We start from the raw sequence: 16,159 nt of genomic DNA on the forward strand, positions 1-16,159 counted from the left end.
ATGGATCCCGCGATCAACATCGACTTTCCCTATCACTTCGATCATTCGGGGCGAACGGCGGCGCCGGACTACGACGACCACGTGCGCGACCTGATCGAGCAGTTGCTGTTCACCAGTCCCGGCGAGCGCGTGAACCGCCCCGACTTCGGCAGCGGCCTGCTGCAGATGGTGTTTGCGCCGAACAGTCCGGAAGTGGCGGCCGCCCTGCAATTCACCTTGCAGGCGGCGTTGCAGCGCTATCTCGGCGACGTCATCGGCGTCAGCGCGCTGGAGGTCACGGCGATCGACTCCACGCTGACCGTGGACTTGAGCTATGTAGTGCTCGCCACGGGCGAGGCTCGCACGGACAGCTTCAGCCGGAGCGCGCCATGAGCACCATGGACAACACGCCTGCCGCGATCGGCATCAGCTGCCAGCTTCTGCCTGCCTGCAGTGACGACCTGCGGCGGGAGAAGGTTCGCCTGGAAGGCAAGCTCAATGGCATCGATTTCGTCGAGGTAGGCGACGACGGCGTCACGTTGTGCGTCCATCTGTTCGGTGGCGTGCCGTCGGACATCGCGGTAGCCAACGTGCGCATCAGCGGTGGTGATCGCATCACCGGTCTGCGCGTGCTCAGCGTCAGTGAGGAAAACGAGCCGGACATGCACGACGATGTCTGCCTGCGCGTCGTGCTGGACCGCGAAGGCGACCACTCCGCGTATTGCCTGTGCCTGGTCGATGCATCATCGGGCGACGATCCCGCCAACTGGCGTGCCTATCCCGGGTTCGATCCGCGTTACGCCTGTGCACCGCTCCGCTTCCGGCTGGGTTGTGCGAAAGATCTCGACTGCGCGGCGGCCACGGCGTGCGTGAAGCCGGCGCCGAGCCTGCCGGACATTAACTATCTCGCCAAGGACTACGCCAGCTTCCGGCAGCTGTTTTTTGACCGCATGGCGATCACCGTGCCTGGGTGGCAGGAACGCCACGTGCCGGATATCGGCGTGGCGCTGGTGGAAGTGATGGCGTATGTCGCCGACCACCTGAGCTATTACCAGGATGCGGTGGCCACCGAGGCCTATCTCGCCACGGCGCGGCGGCGAATCTCCGTGCGGCGGCATGCAAGGCTGGTGGACTACCGCATGCACGAAGGCTGCAATGCGCGCGCTTTCGTGACGCTGGCGTTGGCGGCGGGCGAGCAGACACTTGCGCTCGACCAACTCCTGCTGCTGGTTCCTCCACCCGGGCAACTGCCCGTGGCGCCCGGGCCGATCGATGCCAAGGCACTCGATGCGGCGCGCGCGCAGGGTGCGCTGGTCTTCGAGCCCATGACCTTGGATGGCGCAGACACCATCACTGTCGTCGCCGCGCAGAGTGCCATTCGCATCTACACCTGGGGCAACCAGCGATGCTGTCTGCCACGCGGTAGTACGCAGGCTGTCTTGCTGGACGCACCGTTGCCGGCGCCGCCGACGGAAACACCTCCGCCTGGCACGCCGCCTGGGAGCGATGGCGGCGGTACGCCTTTGCCGCAGGTGAGGTCGGAGGAGGTGAATGCGCCGCGGCGTGCGCTGAAACTGAAGCCCGGCGACTTCCTGATCTTCGAGGAAGTGCTGGGCGTGTCCACGGGCAATCCCGCGGATGCCGATCCTTCGCATCGCCATGCGGTCCGCCTCACCGGTGTGCAGGAACGGGTCGATCCGCTGGATGGCAGCCTGTTGTTGCAGGTGAACTGGGATGCGTGCGATGCGTTGCCGTTCGACCTGTGCCTGTCCGTACGCCTGTCCTCGCCGGATTGCCGCTGGATCGATGATGTGAGCCTCGCGCGCGGAAACGTGCTGCTGGTCGACCACGGTGATCACCCACCAGGGCAATGCCAGTGCGATGCGCTCTGCGTACCGCCGGAGGCGATCGACGACGCCGACTACCCTGGTCTCTCCAGCGCCATGGCATCCGTGCCGGACGCCTGCATGCGGTGCCAGTCGTTGAAGGAAGAGTGCTGGCTGGTGCCGGGAAACGCCCAGTACGAATGCTGCGTGTGCGACGGCGCCGTGCAGGACGTGATCCGCCCGGCAGGCGACTCCGGTCATGCGTTGAACGGTTCACCGCTGACCTGGGCCGAGCCGCTACCCACCGCTTCCGGCGTGCCCGTGTGCCTGTTGTTGTCGCGCGATCCGCGGCAGGCGCAGCCGCAGCTCCGTGTGTGTGGCGGGCGCCTGGACGAGGTGTTGATCAGCGGCATACCTGATGCGGGCTATCAGTGGGCTGCCCGACACGACCTGCTCGAAAGCGGCCCGAACGATCGCCATTTCGTGGTGGAAGTGGACGACGATGGCGTTGCCCATCTGCGTTTTGGTGACGGCACGCTCGGCCGGCAGCCGCAGGCGGGCGATTTCTTCCGCGCCTTGCCGCGCATCGGCAACGGCAGCGTGGGCAACGTGGGCTGCGACAGCATCGTATGGCTGGCGGTGAAAGCAGGTGCGGCGCCAGAGGGGATCGTGCCGCGCAATCCGATGGCAGCTTCGGGCGGCACCGATCCGGAGAGCCTGGCCGAGGTGAAGCGGTATGCGCCCGGCGCTTTCAGGGCGAATGCCTTGCGCGCGATCACCGCCGACGACTACGCCATGTTCGCTGCGCGCGAGCCGGCATTGCAGGGTGCGTCGTGCCAGCTGGCATGGACTGGCGGCTGGTACGAGGCCGATGTCGTGGTCGACCCGCGCGGCGCGGAGAGCCTGGCGCCTGCGCTGGCTGCCAAGGTGAAGCGTGACCTGTGGCCTTATCGGCGCATCGGCCATGACCTGGCGGTGCTGGCCGCGCGGTACGTGCCGCTGCTCATCGAGCTTCGCGTCTGCGTGCTGCCGGATTTCCTTGTGGCGCACGTCAAGGCGGACCTGTTGGATCGCTTCACCGCCGGCCTGCGCAGCGACGGCGTGCCGGGCTTCTTCCATCCCGATTGCCTGCTGCTTGGTTCGCCGGTCTATGCCAGCGCGCTCATCGCCGAAGCCCAGGCCGTGGCCGGCGTTGCCCACGTCGAGCTGATCACGCTTGCCCGCGAGGAAGGCGGCGTGTCGGGCGATGTGCCAGCGGATGGCGTGCTGCACCTGGCATCGATGGAGATCGCACAGATCGACAGCAGTCCCGATCATCCTGATCGTGGCTCCATCACGTTCATCATGGGAGGTGGCCGATGAGCTGCTGCAGCGCCTGTGGCCAGCACGCCTGCGCCTGCGGATGCGGCGCCAGCGAACGCACGCCGCTTCCCCTTTACAACCGGCCGGGTCTTGCCAGCCTCGCGTATCGCGTGGGCACCTATGCCGATTTCTTCACCACCATGCAGATGGACCTGAGTTCGTCCGCGTTGCCGGCCTTGGCCGGGCTGCGCACGCGTGAACTGGACGATCCGTCCATGGCCCTGATGGACGCCTGGGCCATCGGCGCCGACGTGCTGAGCTTCTACCAGGAACGCATCGCCAACGAAGGCTACCTGCGTACCGCAACGGAACGCTGCTCCGTGCTGCAGCTGGGCCGGCTGGTGGACTATCGCCTTCGCCCCGGCGTTGCCGCCGGCGTCTACCTGGCCTACACCATCGACGACAACTCGCCGCCGGTCACGATACCGGCCGGCGCCAAGGCGCAATCCGTGCCGGCACCTGGCGAGCAGATGCAGACCTTCGAGACGGCGGAGTCGCTGGATGCACGGCACGAATGGAACACCCTGCATCCGCGGCAGACGCAGCCGCAGAACATCACGCTGGATAACATCGCTGCACTGCAGGACCTATGGCTGACCGGTGCGGCCACACAGCTCAAGCACAGCGACCGGCTGCTGTTCCAGTTCGGCGAGCTGGCGAACGGCACCAGCGTGTTGCGCATGGTGGAGTCGGTGGACGTCCAGCAGACCGATCCTGCCACCGGCGCGATGCTGCAGCCGGCCGATCAGCGCAGTCGCGTTCGCCTGCAAGCCCTGGGCGCGGCGACGGTGGCGATCGCAGCGGCGGCCAACCGCGCGGTCGTTGCCTTGGCGTCGGGCGATGCGCGCTGGTTCAATGCGTTGCTCGGCGTGCGCCAGCAATTGCTGCTGGGGGTCGACGACGGCGGCTCCACCAAAGCGTTTTCCACAGTGTTCATGCGCTACCTGGAAGGTTGGCAAAGCGGGCCGCAGCCGGTGAGGGACTTCATGAAGGCTGTCGACGAGGCCTTTGGCGGTTCACCCGTGACACCTCCCGGGGCGACGGGCTTTGGCGCCTTGTTCGGCGCACTGATCCTGCCGCGCACGTTGCAGCCGGCGAACAGCTTGCAGCTACGGCGCGGGATCGCCACGGCGCTCGCGCCAGCCAGCGATGTTCGGCCGCAGCTGCTGCTCAATTTCGCCACGCCACTGCTGGATACGTTCTATCGTGCTTGGACGGCGATCCCCCATGGCGACCCCTCGCCGGACCTGCTGGGCGTGTTCGCACTGCGCATCAAGGCACCGCTGTTCGGCTACAACGCGCCGGCACCCATGACGGTCAACCAGAAGTGGGATGGTTCGCAATGGGTATCGACCATGGTGCCGGGCTCGCTGGACACCAGCCACGAAATCGCCGGTACCGTCTGGCTCGACAACGCCTACGACGATGTGGAGAGCGGCAGTTACGCAGTGATATGGCCGTCCGGGAACAACCCCGTCGTCACCGTGCGCGTGGCGCACGCCACCGCGGCACCGCACTCGATGTACACGATGAGCGGCAAGAGCACGCGCCTGGATATCGATCCGAACCAGGGCGATCACACCTGGAGCGTCGGTGGCGAATCGGATGTGCGCGGCACGCAGGTTTACGCACAAAGCGAGCCACTGACGCTGGCCGCCTCCAATATCGTCGACCAGACGGGAAACGCCACCGTCAGCAGCGCAGGCGTGGCGCAGGATGGCGCCACGCGCATGACGCTCGATGTAGCCGTCGATGGCCTCAAGGCGGGGCGTTGGGTGATCGTGCAAGGGCAGCGCGCCGACGTGCCCGGAACCGACGCCGTGAACGCTTCGGAGGCCGTCATGCTGCTGTCCGTCGAACAGGCGGCATCGAACCTGCCCGGCGACACCATCCATAGCACGCTGGTCTTTGCCGGCAAGGGGCTGGCCTACGCGTATGTCCGCAACAGCGTATCGATCCATGCCAACGTCGTGCGCGCCACGCACGGGGAGACACGCAACGAAGTGCTCGGCAACGGCAATGGCGCGACGGCCATGCCTACGTTCGCGTTGAAGCAGCAGCCACTCACCTACGTCTCCGCGCCCACGGTGGATGGCGTGCAGAGCACGCTGGTGGTATCCGTCAACGGCATGCAATGGCACGAGGTGCGCAACCTGGCGTTTGTCGATGCGACCAGTCGCAGCTACGCGACGGCGATCGACGACGGCGGCAAGGTGAGCGTGCTGTTCGGCGATGGCGTGCACGGCGCGCGAGTGCCTACCGGTATCGAGAACGTCAGTGCGGCGTACCGGCAGGGCATCGGCATGGCGGGCAACGTGCAGGCAGGGCAGGTCAGTCTTGCGGCGACGCGTCCGCTGGGCGTCAAGCAGGTGGTCAATCCCTTGCGCGCCTCGGGTGGCGCCGATCCGGAAACGCGCGACCAGGCACGCGTCAACGTACCGCTGGCGGTGCTTGCGCTGGATCGCCTCGTGTCCATTACCGATTACGCCGACTTCTCGCGCACCTATGGCGGCGTGGGCAAGGCCTCCGCGAACAAGCTCGGCTCGCAGGTATTGGTCACCATCGCCGGCGCCGACGACGCGCCCATCGACGACACCTCCGACCTCTACCGCAACCTGCTGCAGTCGCTGCAGCGTTACGGCGACCCCTCGCTGCCGGTGGCGCTGATGGTGCGTCAGCTGGTTGCGTTGACGTTGAGCGCCAAGGTTGGCCTGTTGCCGGACTACGAATGGGAATCCGTGGAGCCCGTGATACGCGCCGCGCTGATGCATCGTTTCGGCTTCGAGGGCGCGGGGCTGGCGAGCCCTGTCTACCTGAGTAGCGTCGTGTCGTGCATCCAGGCCGTGCGCGGCGTGGCCTGGGTGGACGTGGACGCCTTCGGCAGCCTCGACGAGGCCACGCTGCTGCTTGGCTTTGGCGTCGGCGGCGATGATGGCGGGGAGGGCGCTGTGCTGAAGCGCAACCCACCGCAGGTGACAGACGCCGCAGCAGCGCAGCGGATCACCGTGCTCGACGCCCGCCTCGACGACCAGGGCAACCCGCAGCCGGCGCAGATTGCGTATTTCCTGCCGAGCGTTCCAGACACCCTCTTGCTGCAGCAGGCCGCGTCATGAACAGCCAGTCGGATCGTCTGTACGACCTGTTGCCCGTGGTCTACCGCATGCGGGACGCGGACCAGGGCTATCCGTTGCGCGACTTCCTGCGCGTGCTGTCGGCACAGGCGGATGTGCTGGAACAGGACATCACGCGCCTCTACGACAACTGGTTCATCGAGACCTGTGACGACTGGGTCGTGCCGTACATCGGTGATCTGCTCGGGTACACGCTGCTGCCGGAAGCGGCCACGTTGTCGATGGATGGTTGCGGGTCCGCCGGGCTGGGGCGTGTGCTCGCACCGCGTGCGGACGTGGCGAACCTGATCGATGCGCGCCGCCGCAAGGGTACGCTCTCCTTGCTGGAAGACCTTGCGCGCGATGCGGCGAACTGGCCGGCGCGTGCGGTGGAGTTCTATCCACTGCTGGGCTGGATGCAGCATCTCGATCACCAGCATCCGTGGCGAGGCGGCACGGCCGACCTGCGCCAGCCTGGCCGGCTCCAATGCCTGGCGTGGGAGGACGGCGCCTTCAGTCGCCTGGCGCACAGCGTGGACATCCGCCGCATCGACAGCACGCATCGACGCGGGCGTTTCGCCATCCCCGGCGTGGGCGTGTTCGTGTTTCGCCTGCGCAGCTACTCCGTCACCCGTACGCCGGCTTATTGCGTGGAAGAACAAGGTGCGCAGTGCTACAGCTTCAGCGTGCTTGGGCAGGATACGCCGCTGTTCCAGCGCCCGGTCGCCGAGCCCACGCCCACGCATATCGCGCAGGAAGAAAACCTCCCCGTGCCATTGCGGCGTTTTCGCTTTGCCGAGCGCGGCATCGAGGCGGACTACGCGTCGGTGTCGCCCAACCTCTACGGTGAAGGCAGGAGCGTGCAGATTTTCGCGCCCGATTGGCCGGCCAAAGGCCAGGGCTTGCCGGTGTCCATCGAGCTGCTGATGCCAGCCGACCTTGGCGACTGGAAATACCAGGTGCCGCGTGGCCGCGTCGCTGTCGATCCGGAACGTGGACGCATGCTGTTCCCCGCGGGGCAGCGCCCCAAACGTGGTGTCTGGGTGGATTACCAGTACGGTTTTGCGGCGGATATCGGTGGCGGCGAGTACGCGCGCGTCACGCCGGAGCTGGAAAACGCGACGCGCTATGTCGTGCATGCCGCCTTGCCCGACAGTGATCCGGCCAAGACCACCTTGCCCGACCGCCACTTCGCCAGCATCACGGCCGCGCTGGATGCCTGGGCGAAGGCGAAGGCCGCGACGCCAACCTTGCATGCGCTGATCATCGAGCTTGCGGAAAGCGGCGTCTACGAAGGCGGCATCGATCTGCAGCTGGATCCCGGCGAAGCCATCCAGATCCGCGCAGCCGATCGCGCCCGTCCGGTACTTCGCCTGCTCGACGTGCGTGCCAGTCAGCCCGATGCACTGTCCGTGGGTGGCGGGCCGGGCAGTCGCTTCATCCTGGATGGCCTGCTTGTTTCGGGGCGTGGCATCGAGGTGCACGGGCCGCAGGATGACGGCGATGCAGCGGCCGTGCCCGTCGGCGATCTGTGCGAACTGGTGATAAGGCACTGCACGCTGGTGCCGGGATGGTCGCTGCAGTGCGATTGCGACCCCAAGCGCCCGGGCGAGCCGAGCGTCACGCTCGACGCCACGCGGGCGTCGCTGCGCGTGGAATGCAGCATCCTTGGCGGCATCAGCGTGATATCGCCGGCCAAGCGTGGCGAACCGCCATCGATCTCGTTGCGTGACAGCGTGCTGGACGCCACCGGCCCGCAACGGCTGGCCGTCTCCTCGCCGGACGAAGTGGTGGCTTATGCCGTAGCCAGTTTCGCCCGCTGCACCGTGATCGGCGAAGTGCAGGTACATGGCCTGCGTCTGGCGGAGAATTCGATCTTCGCCAGTCCGCTGCGTGTGTTGCGCAGGCAGGCCGGATGCGTTCGCTTCTGTTTCGTGCCCACGGGTTCGCGCACGCCCCAACGCTTCCATTGCCAGCCGGATCTCGCCGTGGCCGCCGTGGATAGTGCCGACGCGGCGCAGACGCGACTGCGTGTCGTGCCGTTGTTCCGCAGTCGACGTTACGGCTCACCGCACTACATGAGGTTGTCCGATGCGTGTTGCGAAGAGATTCGCAGCGGCGCATCCGATGAGTCTTCGATGGGCGTGTATCACGACCTGTATGAGCCGCAGCGCCGGGCGAATCTCGCGTTGCGGCTCGAAGAATACGTGCCCGCCGGCGCCGCTCCCGGCATTTTCTTCGCGAGTTAGGAGATCGATCATGAAAGGCGACTTTGCACGTGTCACCTTCGACTCGACGCTGCATTACAGCCAGGTCTTCCAGCAGCAGGGCCGCGTCATGCTGGAAGCGGACTGGAACGAGCAGGCCAGCATTCAGCTGAACCTCCTGCGCACGCTGGCGATGGACCTGGTAGGTCCGTGCTGGGCGCCTGGCAACGGCTTCCGGTTCACGGTTGCGCCGAAGTTGCCCGACTGGCCGCTGACGCCCGGGCACTTCTACGTCGACGGCATCCTCTGCGTCAATGAAGGCGCCTGCACGTTCGGCACACAACCCAATGTGCCGACGCCCGACACGATCACGGGCAGCGACGGCTCATCAGGCCAGCCGGCAAGCTTCGCGTTGTGGCTCGACGTGTGGGAGCGGCACCTGTGCGCCGTGGAAGCGCCATCCATCGCGGATACGGCGCTCGACGGTATCGACACGGCGTCACGCGCGCAGGTGGTCTGGCAGACGCGCATGCTCGACCTCGATCCCGAGCGTTCCACGGCATCCCTGGCCAACGTCCGTACGGCACTGGGGCTGCGCAAGGATCTGGATGCGGCGACGCTCAAGCAGGATCTGGCCAATCTCGATGCCCTCGCGAATGCATTGAACGGGCAGGGCGCGGCGAACACGACGATCTGCGATGCATTGCGCCAGTGGGTTGGCGTGCGCGCCAACTACGCGTGGCCACGGATGCGAGCGCAGCTGGGCCCCGTCGACAGCGACAGCGATCCGTGCGTGATCGCTGCCGATGCGCGTTACCGGGGCTGCGAAAACCAGCTGTATCGCGTCGAGATCCATCGCGGCGGGCTGGCCAGCACGGAGGCGGCACCGGCCACGACCAGCTTCAAGTGGTCGCGCGAAAACGGGTCGGTGGTCTTTCCCGCGCTGAGCAGCGTGGTCGGCCAGGCGGACGACGGCAGCGCGATCATGACCGTTACCCTGGGAAGCGTGGGACGCGACCAGCGATTGGGATTGGCGACGGGCGACTGGGTCGAACTGGTGGACGACGACTATACCCTGGCGCAGCTCGCCTATCCGCTGCTGCAGGTGAAAGCGGTCGACGCCACGCGGCGAACGGTGCAACTGGCATTGGCAACAGGGTTGACGCCCTATCAGTTGAGCAACGATGCGCGAAAGCACCCTTTGCTGCGCCGCTGGGATCAGCGCGACGGCGTAGCGGCGGGCGGCGACGTGATCCTGGCGGAGGGCGAATACGTCACGCTAGAAAATGGCATCCAGGTCAGCTTCGAGCCGGGCGGCCTGTACGCCACCGGCGACTACTGGCTGGTTCCCGCACGGGTTTCGGGGCAGGGCATGATCGAATGGCCGCAGGTGAACGGTGCACCCGTGCCGCTGCCATCGCGGGGCATGCATCATGCCGCGGTACTTGGCGCGTATACGGCCGCCGCGGGCTATGCGGAGTGTTGTTGCCGCTTCGACTCGCTCTGCACGCTGCTCCGCAACAGCGCGACCCGCAAACCGCTGGATACCGCGACGGGCGCCGCCGCGAAGAACGCGGCCGTCGCCAAGGCGGCACCTGCCGTGAAGAAGGCCACCCGCAAGAAGAAGACGGGCTGAACCGGAAAGTCGGGCGGGGTGGCCCGCACGCACGACCCGCCGCGTGTGCGGGGTTCGCGTACTTCTGGCCCGTTATGAGACTACGTGACGTCATGCCACAGGCCTTCTGCGCTGTCCGGCAGGGACCGGACGTGAGAAGATGTCTTGAGCCTACTCAAGACTTGGCTGGATGGGGACGACGTGATCCGTGGAAGGACAGCACATCGGTGGGTTGCATGGCTGGCGATCGCGGCCGTGTGGCTGCTGGTGGCTGCGCCCACGGTGTCCCGCACGCTGGCTGCCACGGATGCCTGGCCTGAGCTGGGCGCCTGGTGCACGGGCCACGGGCTCGACCAGCACCATCCGTCAGCCCCGGAGGCCCCGGGCCTACACACCGACGAGTGCGGGTACTGCGCGCTGCTCGGTCACAGTCCGGCCCTGACGGGCCACTCCGCGGCCGCGCCCATGGCCGCCCTTCTGCCGGCCGCCGCGCCGGTTCATGAAGCCCCCGGGCATTGGCGTGCGCTGCCATGGCTGAGCGCACATCCGCGCGGACCACCACGGGCCTGACTGCACATCGCCAGGCGGGGTGATGCGTCCAGCACGCATGCTGACCCCGCATCGGAAGGCCACTCGTGAATGAAGGCAGGCGTCGCGCAAGAAGCGCGCCGCTCGTTGCCGTGCGGGCGCGATGGCTTGCAGTTATCCCGGCAACGCACGGCGGTGCCGGTGAACCTAGGATGTCCTGCTATGCGTTCCTCTTTCTTGCGCAGTGCGCTGCTCGGCTTGCCGCTGAGCGTGCTCGCGTCCTCCATTGCGCTGGCCCAGGGTGGGCCTGGCGCCGACAATCCCGATGCAATCGATGGGCAGGTGACCAGCCTGGGTGCCGTCCGCGTGACGGCCGACACGCCAACGCTCGTGGCCCCCGGCTTCCCGGCGAGCATGGTCACCGTACCGGTCGAGCGGGTGGAGGCCACCATCAATGCGGTCGACGTGGAAGATGCGGCCAAGTACCTGCCCAGCATCTTCATCCGCAAGCGTAACTACGGCGATACGCAGCCGGTGCTGGCCACGCGTACCTGGGGCGTGAATTCCAGCGCGCGTACGCTGGTCTATGTCGATGACATTCCCATCTCGGCGCTGATCGCCAACAACAACACCATCGGTGCGCCGCGCTGGGGCATGACCTCGCCCGACGCCATCGACCATATCGACATGCTGTATGGGCCCTTTTCGGCGGCGTACGCGGGCAACTCGATGGGCGGCGTGATGCGCATCGTCACGCGCATGCCGGAGAAGACCGAGGTCACCGTAAAGCAGACCGAGGCGGTGCAATCGTTCGATCTCTACGGCACGCACGGCAACTACAGCACCAGCCAGACCACGCTCACGGCCGGCGGCCGCAGTGGCGATCTCGGCTGGTTCGTCGGCGCCAATGCGACCAACAGCTTCAGCCAGCCGCTGTCCCTCATCACCGGTACCGCCACGCCCGCGGGCACCAGCGGCACCATCCCCGCGCTGAACAAGCTGGGGCAGGTGGCGAACGTGTACGGCGCGGGTGGGCTGCTGCATACGCGCATGCTGGATCTCAACGGCAAGCTCACCTACGACATCACCCCGCAGTGGCGTGCGACCTACCTCGTCGGCTACTGGAGCAATCATGGCCAGTCGGATGTGGACAGCTATCTGACCGATGCCTCGGGCGAGACCACCTACGGCAAGGTGACCGGGTTCGCCAGCAACAACTATGACCTGAGCGCGCATCACCTGATGCAGGCGCTCTCGCTGAAGTCCGATACCAAGGGCGACTACGACGGTTCGTTCGTCATCACCCACTACGACTTCCTGAAGGACAAGCAGTGGTCGCCGGCGGGCGTCACCACCGGCACGGACTTCACCAGCAACGGCAGGCTGGCGAGTTACGGCGGCACGCAATGGACGACGGTCGACGCCACCGGGCTCTGGCGACCGCAGGGCTACGGGGGCGCGCACGAAGTGTCCGTGGGCGCGCATGGCGATCGCTACGAGCTCGACAACCCCACCCGCAATCTCGCCGACTGGCAGGATCCGTCCAGCGTCACCACGCTGTACTCGGCGGGTCGGGGCAAGACCCAGACCGAAGCGCTCTGGATACAGGACGCCTGGCAGCTTTCTCCGTCATGGCTGCTGACGCTGGGCGGGCGCTACGAATGGTGGAAGGCGAGCGACGGTTACAACTACAGCGGCAAGACCGCCGTGAACCAGCCGGTGGAGAAGGCGGATGCGTTCTCGCCGAAAGCGACCCTGCAGTGGAGTGTGACGCCCGAGTGGCGCGTGACAGGCTCGCTCGCCAAGGCGGTGCGCTTTCCGACCGTGGGCGAGCTGTACCAGCTGGTATCCACGGGCTCGACCTACAGCGTGCCCAACCCCGACCTGAAGCCGGAAAACGTGCGTAGCGGCGAGCTCGCCATCGAGCACGGCATCGACCAGGGCTTGCTGCGGCTGTCGCTGTTCCAGGAAAACACCCGGCAGGCGTTGATCTCGCAGACGTCGACGCTGCCGAACGTGGCCGTACCGGTCACCTATGTGATGAACGTGGGCGAGCTGCGCAATCGCGGCGTGGAACTGGTGGCGCAGAAGGACAACGTGCTGGTCCGCGGGCTGGATCTGTCCGGCAGCGTCACTTTCGTCGACTCCACCATCCTTTCCAACGACAGCTTCGTCAGCGCCACGGGCACCACCTCGCAGGGCAAGCATGCGCCCTACGTGCCGCGCTGGCGTGCCACGGTGGTGGCGACCTACCGTCCCGATGAAGCCTGGTCGTTTACGCTGGCCGGGCGCTACAGCGGCAAGCAGTATTCGACGCTGGACAACACGGACAACACCTCGCACGTGTTCGGTGCGTTCGACAGTTTCCGGGTGTTCGACCTGCGTGCGCATTACCAGATCAACGACCATCTGGCCGCCTCGTTCGGCGTGGACAACTTCACCAATGAGAAGTACTTCCTGTACCACCCGTTCCCGCAGCGTACGTATGTGGCGGATGTGAAGCTGAGTCTGTGAGCTGGATGCCCGCCCGGTGCGATGCCGCGTTGCGGTCGCGCACCGGGTGCGCTCCTACAGGGGCGGCGACAGGGCTTCAGTCGAGCAGGATGGGTTCGTGTTTGCCGGGCAGGCGTACGGTGAAGCCTTTCCCCGTGAGGCAGGTTGCCAGTGCCTGCATGCCGCGCTCGTATTCGCCATGGACGAGGAAGACGCCGCGGCGGCGGTTTTGACCCAGCCATGCCAGCAGTTCGTCACGGCCGGCGTGGGCGGAGAAGCCGTTGATGGTCCAGATCTTCGCGTTGACGGCGATGTCTTCGCCAAAGATCTGCACGCGTCGCGCGCCATTGACGATGCGTCGAGCCAGCGTGCCCTCCGCGGCGTAGCCGACGAAGACGATGCTGCTCTTTTCGCGCCACAGGTTGTGGCGAAGATGGTGACGTATGCGTCCGCCATTGCACATGCCGGAGCCGGCCATGATGACTGCGCCGCCTTCGATGCGATTGATCGCCATCGAGTCGGCGCTGTCGTGCGAGAAACGAAGATTCGGCATGGCGAATGGATCTTCGTTGCGCAGCACGGCGGTGAATTCATCGTCGAAGCACTCCGGATGGCGTCGGAAGACTTCGGTCGCCGAGATCGCCATCGGCGAATCCAGGAAGACAGGCGTGCGCGCGGGAATGCGGTCCTGCCGCATGCCCTGGTGCAGGTAATACAGCACCTCCTGCGCGCGCTCGAGCGCAAAGGTGGGAATGATGACGTTGCCGCCGCGCTTCAACGTGCTGTTCACCGCTTCGTAGAGTTCGTCCACGGAGTCGGGCAGGGCACGATGGTCACGGTCACCGTAGGTGCTTTCCATCACCACGAAGTCGGCGGGCGGGGCCGGCGTCGGGTCGCGAAGAATGGGACGCCCGGGGCTACCCAGGTCGCCGGAGAACAGGATGCTGCGTGCCTGGTCGCCGTCCTGCAGGTTCAGCAGGATGCTGGCCGAGCCGAGAATGTGACCGGCATCCAGAAACCGGGCCTGGATGCCAGGAACGACACTGACGGTGTCACCGTAACCCACCGGGTCCGAAAAGCGCTCGAGTGCGTTGAAGGCGTCGTCCAGCGTAAAGAGCGGCGGCTGGACGGATTCACCGCGCCGTCGACTGCTGCGTTCGGCACGGGCGGCATCCTCTTCCTGCAGGCGTGCCGCATCCAGCAGCACGATGCGCGCGAGGTCGCGGGTGGCCGAGGTTGCCAGGATGCGCCCGCGGAATCCTTCGCGGACCAGGCGGGGAATGCGTCCGGCGTGATCCAGGTGCGCATGGGTGAGCAGCAGCGCATCGATCCGGCCGGGGTCGAAGCCGAAGGGTTCGGCGTTTGCCTGTTCCTCTTCGCGCGAACCCTGGAACATGCCGCAATCGATCAAGACCTGCTTGTCGCCGCAGCGCACCAGGTGACACGAACCAGTGACCTGCTTGGCCGCGCCGTGGCAGCTGTAGAACATGGCGGGATGCATGCGTCGTGTTCCTGGTGGATTGGCGATGGTGCCGAAGGTCCAGCGTTGCGAATGCAGCGTGGCCTGTCGCCGGTCAATGCTGCATCAAGACCGGCACGTTGACGTGCTGCAAGACATGCCGGGTGGCGCCGCCGAGTACGCGTTCGCGCACCCGCGAATGGCCGTATGCGCCCATGACGAGCAGGTCCGACCTGGCGCCTTCGACTTCCCGCAGCAAGGCGACACCGGCTTCGCCGGGCGTGGCATGCACGCGCCGCACGCGCGTCTTGATGCCGTGGTTGGCCAGGTAGACGGCCGGGTCGAAGCGTGGCGCGTGTTGCGGGTCGTCGTCGTACGTGGGCGCTTCGCCGTCGAGCAGCACTACGTCGCCTGCGCCGTGCACGAACGGCAGCGCGGCGTGCATGGCGCGAGCCGATTCGATGCTGCCGTTCCACGTCAGCGCAACCCGCTCCGCCCGCACCGGGCCCTGCCAGGACGGAGGAAGGAGCAGGCAAGGCGTGCGGCAGGTGAGCAATGCTTCGCCCAGCACGTCGAAGGCGATGGTGTCATCGACCATGTCGCGCTCGATCACGATCAGGTCGTGCCAGGCACCGAGCTGACGCATCGTCTGCGCAATGCCTGCGCGGGTCACCATCCACGACGCGCGATGCACGCCTGATTCCCTGGCCATCGCCAGAAACGACGCCTGGTCGCCTGGATGCTCGCGAGGCGGATCGATCAACAGCGCGAGCACCGACGGCTCTGGCTCACCGCCATGCAACATGCGCAGGCCCGGGTCGATGTAGCAGCCGCTCAATCGCGCACCGAAAGCAGCCGCCAGGGATGCGGCGGCAAGCGCGGCAGGACTCCACGGGGACGTGGCGGTCACCAGCGCCAGTACGTCTGCCGGTGCACCGCTGGCCATGGCGGAAGGCGTGTTCATGACGGCCGTGCCTGAAGTTGGAAGCTGTGGACGACCTGCGATGTGTCGTCCGGATCGAGGCGTCGCTGGAAGCCCAGTGCAAGCGCCAGTGCACGCATGGCCTGGTTGCTCGCCGCGTCGATCGAGATCATGCGCCTGAAACCGTGTGAACGCGCTTCGTCGATCAAGTATCGCATCAGCAGGCAGCCCAGGCCGTGGTGCTGCCACGCGTCGGCGACGGTGACCGCGCATTCGCAGGTGTCGCCATCCATGGTGGCGCAGTAGCGAGCCACGCCGACTTCCCGGGCCATGCCTTCGACGACCACCACGGCGATAAGCGCCTCGCGCCGGTCGTGGTCGACATCCATCATCTGGTCGATCAATGCGTCGCTCGGCTGCTTGAAGTCGCACAGGAAGCGCAGGCGGCGCGAATGGGGCGAGAGATGGCGGATGAAGTCCGTTTCCAGCTGACGATCATCCTCGCGCAGCGAGCGGATCAGCACGGCCGTGCCGTCGTCCAAGGTCTCCCGGTGTTCCGTGCCCGGGTGGAAATGCCCGGTTGCATGAAGCCGCGAAGCCTGGCTCGTATGGGTGGCATGAGTGATGAGTGACATAAAACCTCCTGGAGAATTTGGGT

10 protein-coding genes are annotated in these 16,159 nt (G+C 66.3%); 7 read left to right on the plus strand and 3 right to left on the minus strand.

Translation table 11 applies throughout. The features are described from left to right. The 7 genes from CA260_RS09925 (at position 1) to CA260_RS09955 (ending at position 13,141) form a co-directional block, all read left to right on the plus strand. A complete protein-coding gene (locus tag CA260_RS09925) occupies positions 1-372 on the plus strand; it encodes a GPW/gp25 family protein (protein ID WP_238149667.1) in 372 nt (123 codons plus the stop codon). Then, positions 369-3,167, plus strand: coding sequence for a putative baseplate assembly protein (locus tag CA260_RS09930; protein ID WP_238149668.1), 2,799 nt, complete (start codon positions 369-371; stop codon positions 3,165-3,167). The genes CA260_RS09925 and CA260_RS09930 overlap by 4 nt, the downstream gene beginning before the upstream one ends. Further along, positions 3,164-6,280 carry a putative baseplate assembly protein gene (locus CA260_RS09935; RefSeq protein ID WP_111982636.1) on the plus strand — a complete coding sequence of 1,039 codons (3,117 nt, stop codon included), beginning with the start codon at positions 3,164-3,166 and terminating at the stop codon, positions 6,278-6,280. The genes CA260_RS09930 and CA260_RS09935 overlap by 4 nt, the downstream gene beginning before the upstream one ends. Beyond that, the gene (locus CA260_RS09940) at positions 6,277-8,526 is read left to right on the plus strand and encodes a hypothetical protein (RefSeq protein ID WP_111982638.1); all 2,250 of its coding nucleotides are present in this window, start codon (positions 6,277-6,279) and stop codon (positions 8,524-8,526) included. Before CA260_RS09935 ends, CA260_RS09940 begins: the two co-directional genes overlap by 4 nt. A 10-nt stretch (positions 8,527-8,536) precedes the next feature. Next, positions 8,537-10,120 carry a DUF6519 domain-containing protein gene (locus CA260_RS09945; protein WP_111982640.1) on the plus strand — a complete coding sequence of 528 codons (1,584 nt, stop codon included), beginning with the start codon at positions 8,537-8,539 and terminating at the stop codon, positions 10,118-10,120. A 180-nt stretch (positions 10,121-10,300) separates the two neighbouring features. Continuing rightward, the gene (locus CA260_RS21485) at positions 10,301-10,669 is read left to right on the plus strand and encodes a DUF2946 domain-containing protein (RefSeq protein ID WP_425479730.1); all 369 of its coding nucleotides are present in this window, start codon (positions 10,301-10,303) and stop codon (positions 10,667-10,669) included. A 180-nt stretch (positions 10,670-10,849) separates the two neighbouring features. Continuing rightward, entirely contained in the window at positions 10,850-13,141 is a 2,292-nt protein-coding gene (locus tag CA260_RS09955; RefSeq protein ID WP_111982644.1) for a TonB-dependent receptor, read from the plus strand. Between the two features lie 76 nt (positions 13,142-13,217). Here the strand turns inward: CA260_RS09955 and CA260_RS09960 are convergent, their stop codons facing one another. The 3 genes from CA260_RS09960 to CA260_RS09970 all read right to left on the minus strand — a co-directional run bounded on the left by CA260_RS09960 (position 13,218) and on the right by CA260_RS09970 (position 16,136). Beyond that, positions 13,218-14,621, minus strand: a complete 1,404-nt coding sequence (locus tag CA260_RS09960; protein WP_238149669.1) for an MBL fold metallo-hydrolase — start codon at positions 14,619-14,621, stop codon at positions 13,218-13,220. A gap of 73 nt (positions 14,622-14,694) precedes the next feature. Continuing rightward, entirely contained in the window at positions 14,695-15,543 is an 849-nt protein-coding gene (locus CA260_RS09965) for a universal stress protein (RefSeq protein ID WP_111982646.1), read from the minus strand. Further along, positions 15,540-16,136 carry a GNAT family N-acetyltransferase gene (locus CA260_RS09970; protein ID WP_111982648.1) on the minus strand — a complete coding sequence of 199 codons (597 nt, stop codon included), beginning with the start codon at positions 16,134-16,136 and terminating at the stop codon, positions 15,540-15,542. The genes CA260_RS09965 and CA260_RS09970 overlap by 4 nt, the downstream gene beginning before the upstream one ends. Between the last annotated feature and the right edge of the window lie 23 nt (positions 16,137-16,159).

Origin of the sequence: Dyella jiangningensis (assembly GCF_003264855.1) — a bacterium.
GTDB lineage: Bacteria > Pseudomonadota > Gammaproteobacteria > Xanthomonadales > Rhodanobacteraceae > Dyella > Dyella jiangningensis_C.